At 67.0% G+C, this 12045-nt stretch carries 9 protein-coding genes; 8 read left to right on the top strand and 1 reads right to left on the bottom strand.

Features of this window, described 5'->3' with window-relative positions:
- Positions 1–24: 24 nt before the first annotated feature.
- The 8 genes from ACZ1I2_RS10730 to ACZ1I2_RS10695 all read left to right on the top strand — a co-directional run bounded on the left by ACZ1I2_RS10730 (position 25) and on the right by ACZ1I2_RS10695 (position 9783).
- The gene (locus tag ACZ1I2_RS10730) at positions 25–480 is read left to right on the top strand and encodes a (2Fe-2S)-binding protein (protein WP_465177151.1); all 456 of its coding nucleotides are present in this window, start codon (positions 25–27) and stop codon (positions 478–480) included.
- A gap of 44 nt (positions 481–524) precedes the next feature.
- A complete protein-coding gene (locus ACZ1I2_RS10725; RefSeq protein WP_465174126.1) occupies positions 525–2696 on the top strand; it encodes a xanthine dehydrogenase family protein molybdopterin-binding subunit in 2172 nt (723 codons plus the stop codon).
- Entirely contained in the window at positions 2693–4033 is a 1341-nt protein-coding gene (locus tag ACZ1I2_RS10720; protein ID WP_465174127.1) for a c-type cytochrome, read from the top strand. The genes ACZ1I2_RS10725 and ACZ1I2_RS10720 overlap by 4 nt, the downstream gene beginning before the upstream one ends.
- Positions 4034–4113: 80 nt before the next feature.
- Positions 4114–4764, top strand: coding sequence for a DsbA family oxidoreductase (locus tag ACZ1I2_RS10715; RefSeq protein ID WP_465174128.1), 651 nt, complete (start codon positions 4114–4116; stop codon positions 4762–4764).
- A gap of 226 nt (positions 4765–4990) precedes the next feature.
- Entirely contained in the window at positions 4991–5875 is an 885-nt protein-coding gene (locus tag ACZ1I2_RS10710; protein WP_465174129.1) for a CDP-alcohol phosphatidyltransferase family protein, read from the top strand.
- Positions 5872–6960: an inositol-3-phosphate synthase gene (locus ACZ1I2_RS10705; protein WP_465169713.1), complete on the top strand. Its 1089-nt coding sequence runs from the start codon at positions 5872–5874 to the stop codon at positions 6958–6960. The genes ACZ1I2_RS10710 and ACZ1I2_RS10705 overlap by 4 nt, the downstream gene beginning before the upstream one ends.
- Complete coding sequence (locus ACZ1I2_RS10700) at positions 6957–7661, top strand: phosphocholine cytidylyltransferase family protein (RefSeq protein ID WP_465174130.1); 705 nt, start codon at positions 6957–6959, stop codon at positions 7659–7661. The genes ACZ1I2_RS10705 and ACZ1I2_RS10700 overlap by 4 nt, the downstream gene beginning before the upstream one ends.
- Positions 7662–7875: 214 nt before the next feature.
- On the top strand, positions 7876–9783 hold the full coding sequence (locus ACZ1I2_RS10695) for an asparagine synthetase B family protein (protein WP_465174131.1): 1908 nt from the start codon (positions 7876–7878) through the stop codon (positions 9781–9783).
- Here the strand turns inward: ACZ1I2_RS10695 and ACZ1I2_RS10690 are convergent.
- A complete protein-coding gene (locus ACZ1I2_RS10690) occupies positions 9777–11915 on the bottom strand; it encodes a TonB-dependent siderophore receptor (protein ID WP_465174132.1) in 2139 nt (712 codons plus the stop codon). The two genes, ACZ1I2_RS10695 and ACZ1I2_RS10690, sit on opposite strands and share 7 nt — an antisense overlap.
- Positions 11916–12045 lie beyond the last annotated feature (130 nt).

The following is a 12045-nucleotide window of genomic DNA, read 5'->3' as shown; positions in this document are numbered from 1 at the left end:
GTTTCGACCGGGGACAAGGGGGGCATCGTGCTCAAGCTGACTGTCAACGGCGCCGTGCATGAGGTGGATGCCCCTGCGGACATGCCCCTGCTCTGGGTGTTGCGCGATCTGCTCGGCCTGACCGGCACCAAGTTCGGCTGCGGCATCGCGCAATGCGGCGCCTGCACCGTGCATGTCGATGGCGCACCGCTTCGCTCCTGCCAACTTCCCGTCGGGACCCTCGGCACTCGTGCGGTCACCACGATCGAAGCGATCGGCGAGACGCCGGCCGGCGCCCGCATTCAGCGCGCCTGGCTCGATCATGAAGTCATTCAGTGCGGCTATTGCCAGTCGGGCCAGATCATGGCGGCGACCGCCCTGCTCGCCGGCACGCCCGCGCCCGACGATGCCGATATCGATGCCGCCATGTCGGGCAATATCTGCCGCTGCGGCACCTATGTCCGCATCCGCCAGGCGATCAAGGCCGCGGCGACGCCCTGACATCAGCCGACCTTCGCGCTCCCGCTTCTTCAAGGTCCCTGCCCATGTCCGTCCTGACCGATCCTTCGCCGACTGGCCCCATCCTTTCCCGCCGCAGCCTGCTTCAGGTCGGCGCGGCGGTGGGCGGTGGCCTGCTCATCGGCTTCGTCGCGCCGGGCATCATGGCGGCCGACGCCGCGACGCCGGGTTTCGCGCCCAACGCCTTCATCCGCATCGACCCGGCCGGCAAGGTCACCCTGGTGATGCCCCAGGTCGAGATGGGCCAGGGCACCTACACCTCGATCTCGATGATCCTCGCCGAGGAACTCGACGCGGACTGGCACCGGGTGGCCTATGAGCATGCCCCGCCGAGCGACGCACTCTACGCCAACCCCGTGTTCGGCCTGCAGGCGACGGGCAATTCCAACTCGATCCGCGCTTTCTGGCTGCCCCTGCGCAAGGCCGCCGCGGGCACCCGCGCGATCCTGATCCAGGCCGCCGCTGCCGGCTGGAAGGTCGATCCCGCGAGCTGCCGCACCGAAGCGAGCGAAGTGATCCATGACGCGACCGGTCGCCGCATCGGCTATGGCGCGCTCACCGGCCGTGCGGCGGGGCTGAAGCCGCCGGCCGAACCGCAGATCAAGGACCCGAAGGATTTCCGCCTGATCGGCAAGCCGCTCCGCCGGCTCGACACGCCGGAAAAGGTCAACGGCCAGGCCAAATACGGCATCGACGCCATGCCCCCGGGCGTGAAGTTCGCGACCCTCGCCCATTCCCCCGTATTCGGCGGCAAGGTCGGCCATGTCGACGACAGCGCCGCGAAGCTGGTGCCCGGCTTCCGGCAGGTTGTCGTGCTGGACGATCTGGTCGCGGTGGTCGGCGATCATATGTGGGCAGCACTTCAGGGTCTCGCCGCGCTCAACATCACCTGGAACGAGGGGAGCAACGCCGGCGTCGACACCGCCCAGATCCGCGCCAATCTGGTCAAGGCCAGCCAGCGCCCCGGCGTCAACGCCAAGAATATCGGCGACGTCGCCAAGGCACTCGGCAAGGATCCGATCCAGGCCACCTATGACGTGCCGTTCCTCGCCCATGCGCCGATGGAGCCGATGAACTGCACCGTGCACATCACGCCCGGTGGGTGCGAGATCTGGACTGGCATCCAGGTGATGAGCCGCGCCCAGGCGGTGGCCGCCAAGGTCACCGGCCTGCCGCTCGACAAGGTCATAGTGCACAATCATCTGCTCGGCGGCGGCTTCGGCCGGCGGCTCGAGGTCGACCAGGTCGAAAAGGCCGTGCGCATCGCACAGCAGGTCGACGCGCCGGTAAAGGTCGTGTGGAGCCGCGAGGAGGATATCCAGCACGACGTTTATCGCCCGTCCTGGCACGACCGCTTCAGCGCGACGCTCGAGGACGGCAAGATCAGCGCCTGGCATCATGTCATCACCGGATCGTCGGTGCTGGCGCGCTGGCTGCCGCCTGCCTTCGTCAACGGCCAGGATTTCGACGCGGTCGATTGCGCACAGGACATGCCGTACGACATCCCCAATTTCCGGGTCGATTTCGTGCGCGAGGAGCCACCCGCCGTGCCGACCGGCTTCTGGCGCGGCGTCGGCCCGGCGCACAATGTCTTCGTCATCGAAAGCTTCATCGACGAGCTGGCGCACAAGGCGGGTATCGACCCGGTGCAGTTCCGCCTGAACATGCTGGGCAAGGCGCCCCGGCTCCAGGCGGCGCTCCGCGTCGCCGCGCGGAAATCGGGCTGGGGCAGTCCGCTGCCCCCGCGCGTCGGCCGGGGCGTCGCGGTGCAGCCCGCCTTTGCCAGCTGGATCGCCACCGTCACCGAGGTCGGCGTGTCCGAAGACGGCGAGGTCACGTTGCGCCGTGTGGTCTGCGTCGTCGATACCGGCATTGCGGTGAACCCCGACACGATCATCGCGCAGCTCCAGGGCGGCATCATCTTCGGCATGACCGCGGCGCTCCACGGCGAGATCACGATCGAGAAGGGCCGGGTGCAGCAGAGCAATTTCCACGACTACCGCATGCTCCGCATGAACGAGACGCCGCCGATCGAAGTGCACATCATGCGCAGCCGCGAAGCGCCGGGCGGCATCGGCGAAGCCGGCACCTCGATTTCGATGGCACCGCTCGCCAACGCGATCTTCGCTGCGACCGGCAAGCGGCTGCGCCGCCTGCCGATCGACCGCGATGTGCTGGCCGGGAGGAAGGAAGCATGAGCCGCCGTCGCATCATCGCAAGCGTCATCGCCGCCATCGTCGTGGCCGGCGCCGGAGCCCTGGCCTGGATCGCCTTCGGGCCGGGCGCGATGGATTTCGCCGGCGGGCACCGCGTGTCGCTGGCGAAATATCGCGGCCCCAACGTCACTGGCGTACCCGCCGACTTCGCCTCGGCCGATCCGGTCGCGCGGGGCAAATATCTGACGCTCGCCGCGGATTGCCAGGCCTGCCACACCGCCAAGGGCGGCGTGCCCTTTGCGGGCGGCCTGCCGTTCAAGCTGCCCTTCGGCACGATCTGGTCGCCCAACATCACCCCAGACAGGGCAACCGGCATCGGCGGCTGGACGGATGCGCAGTTCCTCGCCGCATTGCGCGAAGGCAAGGGGCCGAAGGGCCATCTCTACCCGGCGATGCCGTACAGCGCCTACACCTGGATGACGGATGCGGATGCCCTGGCGATCCGCGCCTATCTCGCCACCCTGCCCCCGGCGCGCTTCGAGCGACCGATGCTGACCTTTTCCTTCCCGTTCAACCAGCGGTGGCTGATGTCGGTCTGGGGCGGCCTGTTCAACCCGAACCGCCGCTTCGAGCCGAACACCGACCGCAGCCCCGAATGGAATCGCGGCGCCTATCTCAGCGAAGCGCTGGCGCATTGCGGCGAGTGCCACACGCCGCGCAACCTGATGCAGGCGCTCGACAATCGCCGCAAATATGCCGGCGCGGTGACCGCCGGCTGGCGGGCGTTCAACATCACCGCCGACAAGGCGACCGGCGTCGGCGACTGGGGCGATGGCGAGCTCGCCCAATATCTCTCGCAAGGCCATGCGCCCGGCCGCGGCACCGCCACCGGCCCCATGGGCGAAGCGGTCGACCTCAGCCTGCGCTACCTGACGCCGTCGGACATCGCGGCGATGGTCACTTATCTGCGCAGCGTCCCCGCCGTCTCGACGTCCGACCAGCCCCGCCCGGCCCCCGGCCCCGCACCGGTCGGCCACCGTCTGGCCGCCGCGGACGAGGCTGCGCCGCTCGGCAAGAAGATCTTCGAGGGCGCATGCATCGGCTGCCATGCCTGGAACGGCAATGGCGCGCTGACCGGCCTCGCCACGCTCAACGGATCGCGCGCGGTCAATGATCCGGAGGCGACCAATGTCGCGCAGGTGGTGATCCTCGGCGCGCGGCGGCACACGGCGCAGGGCGACATGGTCATGCCGGCCTTTGGTCATGCCTATAGCGACGCGGAGATCGCCGCCGTGGCGAATTATGTCACCGCCCGCTTCGGATCGAAGCCGTCCAGCGTGACGCCGAAACAGGTTGCGGCGTTGCGCAAGGCGAGCTGACCGGGAACTTCTCGCCCTCCATTGGAAATCGTGCTCAGCACTCCTCATATGAGGGGCGCACCGCTCGCGAAGGATTCCCCATGCCCCGCCCGATGAAGATCGATTTCGTCTCCGACGTGTCCTGTCCCTGGTGCATCATCGGGCTGCGCGGACTGGAGGAGGCGCTGGCGAAGACCAGTGACGTGGTCGATGCGCACATCATTTTCCAGCCGTTCGAGCTCAATCCGGCGATGCCGCCGGAGGGCCAGAACATCGTCGAGCATGTCGCAGAGAAATATGGCTCCACGCCGGAGCAGTCGGCCGCCAATCGCGAGATGATCCGCGCCCGCGCGGCCGAGCTCGGCTTCACCATGCGCGGCACCGACCAGAGCCGCATCTACAACACGTTCGACGCGCACCGCCTGCTCCACTGGGCCGAGATCGAGGGCCATCAAGCCGCGCTCAAGCACGCGCTGTTCGATGCCTATTTCACCGACCAGCAGGACCCGTCCGACCATGATGTGCTGGTCGCGGCGGCGGAGAAGGCCGGCCTCGATCCGGCGGCGGCGCGCGAGGTTCTCGCGACCGGCCAATATGCCGAGGAGGTTCGCCGCACCGAACAGCTCTGGCAATCGCGCGGCATCAGCGCCGTGCCGGCCATCGTCATCGACGATCGTTATCTCATCTCCGGCGGCCAGCCGCCCGAGGCCTTCGAACAGGCATTGCGCAGGATCGCGGCCGAGACGGCGTGAACGCCACCGAGTCGCGGTGACAACAATGGGGGAATGCGTTGGTGGGACATGGGCGCGGCGCAACGCGTGTTGCAGGATCGACACCGCCATTCTGGCGCGAATCACGGCTTGTTACCGCTTTCTCCTCCCGTTCCGGGACATTCCGGGCTAACGGTCTGGCGCGAATTTCCTGTGCTACATTAACATTCTTTGGACTTCGGCGTGGTGAAGAATATATGACGTCCGCATGACAACGCCTCCACCGGACGGGTCGCGGGATCGCCGGATAGAGGATCCTACCAACCTCTGGATCATTCACCCTGCCGGGCGCGCCCTTTTGCCCTGGGCGGTGGAGCACCGCGTCTCCGCCAATCTGGTCTCCGTGATGGGGCTCGGTTTCGGAATCATAGCCGCCGCCGCTTATGCCCAATGGCATGACTGGCGCTTCGCTGTGGTCGGTCTCGCTCTCTCGATCTGCTGGCTGATCGCCGACGGACTCGACGGCATGGTCGCCCGCGCGACCAACACCGCCAGCGCGATCGGCCGGATTCTGGACGGCGTGTGCGATCACGGCGTGTTCATCCTGATCTACGTCGTCATCGCCACCTCGATCGGCACCGGCGAAGGCTGGGCCTGGGCCTTGGGTGCCGGGGGCGCCCATATCGTCCAGTCCAGCCTGTATGAGGGCGAACGCGCCCGTTTCCACCGCCGCGCGCGTGGGCTGGCGCGCGGACCGGTGGTTGCCGGATCGGGCAATCTGGTGGTCCGGGCCTATGACTGGATCGCCACCTCGATCGATCGCGCCTCGACTCGCTTCGACGCCCTGTTCGAGGACCGCGCCATCGCCCCCCGGCTCGCCACGGCCTATTCGGCACGAGCGGCGGGGCCGATGCGCCTGATGATCCTGTTGACGGCCAATGTTCGCGTCTATGCGATCTTTCTCGCCTGCCTTTCCGGCGATCCGCGCTGGTTCTGGTGGTTCGAGCTCGTGCCCCTGTTTCTCGTCACCGCCATCGCCATCGGCTGGCACCGCCATATCGAGGCCGTTTTGTTGCGTCAGTTCTCGGCAACCGCACCCGTGGGTGCCACACCTTCTTTTTCTATTCACTCCAAGGATATCAATCGACCATGAACAGCATTCGGATCGCCCTGGTGGGCGTAGGCAACTGCGCAAGCTCGCTGGTGCAGGGCCTGGAGCATTACCGGGACGGCGCCAATGACAATGTCGGCCTGATGCACTGGGAACTCGGCGGCTACCGTCCGAGCGATATCCAGGTCGTCGCTGCCTGGGACGTCGACAGGCGCAAGGTCGGCAAGGACGTGGCGGAGGCGATCTTTGCCAAGCCGAATTGCACCGCGATCTTCTCGCCGGTCGTCAAGCCGACCGGCACCAAGGTGAAGATGGGCAAGATCCTGGATGGCGTCGCCGAGCATATGGAGAATTATGCCGACGATCGCACCTTCCTGGTCGCCGACCTGGCCGAGCCGACCAAGGATGAAGTGGTCGCCGAGCTGAAGGCATCTGGCACCGACGTGCTGATGAACTATCTGCCGGTGGGCTCGCAGGAAGCGAGCGAGTTCTACGCCGAATGCGCGCTCGAAGCAGGCGTCGCCTTCGTCAACAACATCCCGGTGTTCATCGCCAGCAACCCCGAATGGGCCAAGCGCTTCAGCGATGCGAACGTGCCGATCATCGGCGACGACATCAAGGCGCAGCTCGGCGCGACCATCGTCCACCGCGTGCTGACCGACCTGTTCGCCAAGCGCGGCGTGAAGCTGGATCGCACCTATCAGCTCAACACCGGCGGCAATACCGACTTCCTCAACATGTCGAACCGCAAGCGCCTGGCCTCGAAGAAGGTTTCGAAGACCGAAGCCGTCCAGTCGGTCGCGGCCGAGCGCCTGGAAGACGAGAACATCCATGTCGGCCCGTCCGACTATGTCGCGTGGCAGAACGACAACAAGATCTGCTTCCTGCGTATGGAAGGCCAGCTGTTCGGCGGCGTGCCGATGAACCTGGAGCTGCGCCTCTCGGTCGAGGACAGCCCGAACTCCGCAGGCGTCGCGATCGACATGATCCGCTGCGCCAAGCTCGCGCTCGACCGCGGCCTGGGCGGCCCGATCGACGGCGCTTCGGCCTATTTCTGCAAGCATCCACGCACGCAGATGACCGACGACCTCGCCCAGATCGCCGTCGAGGAATTCATCGCGGCGTGATCGACACCGCGATCCTGCTCGCAGCCGGCGAAGGCAGCCGGTTGCGGGCGCTGGCACCCTACAAGCCGCTCTGCGTCGTGGGCGGCAAGACCCTGCTCGAACACGCCATCACCGGCTTCGCGGCCGCGGGCATCACCCGCGTCATCGTCGTGCTCGGCTATGGCGCGGAGGCGATCACCGCCGCGCTTGGCGCACGCGACTGGCCGGTGACGGTCGAGACCGTGATGTCCGAGGACTATCGCAAACCGAACGGCGTCTCCGTGCTTGCGGCGGAAGCGGCGGCGCGGGGTGGCGACGCGCTGCTCGCGATGTGCGATCACCTGGTCGATCCGGCGCTCTACCGGCGGCTCGCCGAAATCGGCGCGCAGGGCGGGCTGACCCTCGGCATCGACCGGCTGCTCGAGCAGGAAGCGGTCGACATGGACGACGTCACTCGGGTCGCAACCGACGGTGACGCCATCGTCGCGATCGGCAAGGGCATAGATGTGTTCGATTGCTTCGACACCGGCGTCTTCGCGATCGGCCCTGCCCTGTTCGACGCGCTGAAGCGCTTCGAGGCGCCATCGCTCAGTGCGGGGGTTGGCTATCTTGCCGGCCAGGGCCTCGCCCATGTGGCGGATTGCACGGGCATTAGCTGGATCGACGTGGACGATCCCAAGGCGCATGTGCTGGCGGAGCGGTGGGTCTCGCAAGCGGCGTAGCGGGGGCGGGAGCCCGCCACCCCTCTCCCGTTCGGGCTGAGCTTGTCGAAGCCCCGTTCTTCCTTTCTCGCGGCAAAAGGGAAGAACAGCCCTTCGACAAGCTCAGGGCGAACGGAGAAGGGTTGGAAATGCCTGTTTGCGAGAGCTTCCGGGTTCGCCCAGACGCCGCTACCGTTCTCCCGATGCGCCTGCCTTCCACGCCCGACACCGTCCGATGACCGCCCTCGCCGGCATGCTGAGCTTTGCCGGCCGTCCGGACCTGTCCGGCGCCTGCGGCCGGATGCTCGGCGCACAGCGCCTCTACGGCAGCGGCAAGCCCGTCTGCTGGGCTGACGATATGTTGGCGATGGGGCGCGATCTCCACGCGACGTTGCCGGAAGACGATTTCGACACCGGCCCGGTGGTGATCGATCACGGCCGCTTCGCCCTGGTCGCCGATCTCCGCCTCGACAATCGCGAGGATCTCTGGCGCGACCTCGACTTCCCGCCGCACGACCTGAACCGTCAGTCGGACGCCGCCGTCCTGATGGCCGCCCTCGTCCGCTGGGGCGAGGCCGCGGTCGACCGCCTCGCCGGTGATTTCGCCTTCGCCTTCTGGGACCGCACCAATCGCCGCCTGTTGCTCGCGCGCGATTTCCTCGGCCAGCGCCCGCTCCATTATCATCGCGGGCGCGATTTCCTTGCCTTCGCCTCGATGCCCAGGGGCCTGCACGCCTTGCCCGATGTCCCACCCCGGCCCGACCAGGACATGGTCGCCGAATTCCTCGCGCTTCTCCCCGAGACCGGCGGACGCAGCTTCTACGAGGGCGTCGAGCGCGTGCCGGCGGGCCATGTCGTCGCGGTCACCCCGGCCGGCCTCTCGACCCGTCGTTACTGGAACCCCGCGCCGCCACTCCTCCGGCTCCGCACTGCCGCCGATTATGACGAGGCGGTCCGCGAACAGCTCGACCGCGCCGTCGCCGCGCGACTCAGGAGCATAAGCGGGCTCACCGGCACGCATCTCAGCGGCGGGCTGGACAGCGGCGCCGTCGCCGCAACCGCCGCGCGGCTGCTCGCCCCCGACGGCCGGCTCGCCGCCTTCACCGCCGTGCCCCGCGCCGGCTATGACGGCGCCGTCCCGCGCAACCATGTCGCCGATGAAGGCCCCATGGCCGCCGCCGTCGCCGCGCTCTATCCGAACATGGCGCATGTGCTGGTCCGTACCGGCGGCCGGTCTCCGCTCGCCGCGCTCGACCGCAACGTCCTGCTGTTCGACCGTCCGGTGCTCAACCTGTGCAACGGCACCTGGATGGACGCGATCATGGACGCGGCAAAGGGGCGGGGCGTCACGGTCATGCTCACCGGCCAGATGGGCAATATGAGCTTCAGCTTCACCGGTTTCTCCGCCTTGCCCGATCTTCTCGCCCGCGGTCGCCTGATCCAGCTCGCAAGCCATCTCCGGGACTTGCGGAGCAACGGCGTGTCCCTGCGCAACAGCGCCGCGCATACGCTCGGGCCATGGCTTCCCGCCGGCCTGTGGCGCCTGCTCGACCGCACCCGCGGCCGGCGTCTCGATCTGCGTGACCACAGCGCAGTGAACCCGGCGCGCGCCAGGCGGGCGGATGCCGATTTCAGCTACCATCCGCCGCGCGACCCCGTCGCGGCGCGAGTCCATGCGCTGCAGCGCGCTGACCTCGGCAATTACAACAAGGGCTATCTCGCCGGCTGGGGCGTCGACACGCGCGACCCCAGCGCCGACCGCCGCCTGATCGAGCTGTGCCTGTCCATCCCTGCGACCGAATATCTGCGTGACGGCCGCCCCCGCGCGATCGCCCGCAACGCCTTCACCGATCGCCTGCCCGCCGCCGTGCTGAATGCGCAGCGCAAGGGGCTCCAGGCAGCCGACTGGCACGAAGGCCTCGCCGGAGCCCGGGACGAGGCAGCGGCGGAACTCGACCGGATCGCCGCCGCGGTCGACAGCGCGGGTCCGCTCGACCTGGCGATGCTGCGCACCCTGATCGCCGACTGGCCGAGCGGGAACTGGAACGCGCCCGAGATCCACGCGAAATACCGCCTCGCCCTGCTCCGCGGCCTCTCCGGCGGTCATTTCATGCGCAAGGCCGGTGCGTCACCGGATCAATAGGCGAAGCTCAACGTGACGCTCGCGCTGCGCGGCGCAGCGTAAAAGGCCTGGCCCCACATCAGGCTGCCGAGATATTTCCTGTCCGTCACGTTGCGCACATTCACCGTCGCGCGCACCCGGTCGATCAGGCGAATGCCCGCCATCAGGTCGACCACCGCATAAGCTTCCTGCTTCAGGATCACGTCGCCGTTGACCACGCCGTAGGCCTGTACGCCGGCATCGGCATAACTGATCGCATTCTGCCAGCGCAGTTGCGCGCCGAACCTCAGATCGTTGAACTCAGGCAGGACATAATTGGTGGCGAGCTTCAGCGTTTTGGTGGGCAGATAGGTGCGTACCCTGTTGCCCGCCTGATCTTCGATCTTCAGCCCGGTATAGCCGCCGCTCACGCTCCAGCGATCGGTGATCCGCCCGGCGACCTCGATCTCGAATCCTTTCGATGTCGTATCGACCCCGGCATAGCAGGTGTCGCCGATCGGGCCTTCCGGACATGGGCCGTCCGGATCGCCATAGGTGCCGATCGCCGAGGCGAGGCCCTTCTGCCTGGCGCGGAACAGCGATGCGGTGGCGTAGAGCCGACCGCCGAACCATTCGCTCTTGATGCCGCCTTCGATGCTGCTGCCCGCCGCGGGATCGAGCTTGCGGTTGTCGATGCCGGTCTCGGCCTGCGGATTGAAGATGTCGGTATAGCTCGCATAGAGCGAGACGTTCTTCGTGAGATCGAAGACCGCGCCGACATAGGGGCTGACCGCGCTGTCGTCGCGCGACTGATCGGTGCCATAGGAGGTGCCGGTCGATGTCAGCCACATCGCGCTGGCGCCGACCACAGCCTTGAGATTGTCCGCGACGTTGAGATGCGCCGCGCCATAGACGCGGGTCAGCCGGTCGCCATAATCCGCCGCGAGATAGGCTCCGGGATAGACCGGCTCCGCGACCTGCACCCGGCCCCAGTCCTGCACCGCCGGGAAGTCGATCGGATCGGAGGAGAAATTCTCATATTCCAGCCCATCCGATCGCGCGGTCGATACGCCGAATGCAAGCTCATGCTCGCGCCCGAACAGCTTGATCGGCCCCGAGGCGGTGAAGTCGCCGAGATACTGGTCATAGGTTGACGGATAGATGCCCGACATGCCGCCGACGCCGAGCCCGGTCGCCTTGTCCGGATAGCCATAGGCGTAGAGCAGCTTCGATTCCTCGGTAAAGCGCTTGTAGGTGAACACGCCCTTGGCCGACCAGCCGCCGGCGAAGCTGTAGGCGAGCTCGCCGAAGACACTCTGGTCGTGCGTGTCCCAATAGGTCCAGTCGGCCGAGGTCGAAGCGGAGACGGGGAAATCGATCCGGCTGCCGTCGGTATAGGTCAGCGGCAACGCGCCCCACAACACGCCGTCCGCGCGATTGTCCTGCCGGCTGTACCCGACCGTCGCCTTCAGCCGCGGCGTCGCTTCCCAGCTGAGCAGCGCGCCGTACACGTTCCGGTCGACATGATTGTAATCGAGATAGGAATCGCGGTCCTCATGTGCGACGATTCCCCGGACCGAGAGCGTATCGGTGATCGGCACCGAGACATCGGCTTCCACGCGCTTCTGGTCCCAGGAACCGAGCTGCGCCGACAGATTGGCCTGAAGCGTGTCGGTCGGGCGCTTGCGGACATAGTTGATCGTCGCGGACGGGTTGCCGATGCCGGTCATGATCGCGTTGGCGCCGCGCACTGCCTCGACCCGCTCGAACAGCGCGGTGTCGAGATCGCCGAACTGGATGCCCCACAGCAGCGGCAGGCCGATCCCGTCGACCTGGAAATTGGTGATGTCGAAGCCGCGCGCATTGAAATAGGTCCGATCGGTCTCGACCCGCTCGACATTGATGCCGACCACTTGGTTCAGCAGATCGTTGACGTTGGTCAGCGCGAAATCGCTGATCCGCGTCCGGTCGATGATCGTCACCGATTGCGGCGTTTCGCGCGGCGTGAGCGTCAGGCCGGTGGCCGCCGCGCTCGGCGTGTCGAGCGTGCCGGTGACGATGATGTCCCCCCGGTCCTGGACATCCTCGTCCCCCGGCCCGGCGGCCAGCGCGGTGCCCGGCAGCAACAGGCTGAAGACGGTCGCAAGCAATGCATGTCGCACGGACGGTTTCATTTCGGCGGATCCTTTGCTGACGTGATGCGCCGGCCGCTAGGGGATAGTTATAATGCGAGTCAATCGCATTATCATTAACGATACCGCGCCTGAAAGCGACGCTGGCGCTGCAAGCCGCGATGCGTCAGAA

This window comes from Sphingomonas sp. BL-S-29 (genome assembly GCF_055521495.1).
Note: the sequence above shows the minus strand (reverse complement) of the source record. Positions and strands in the feature narration are given on the sequence as shown.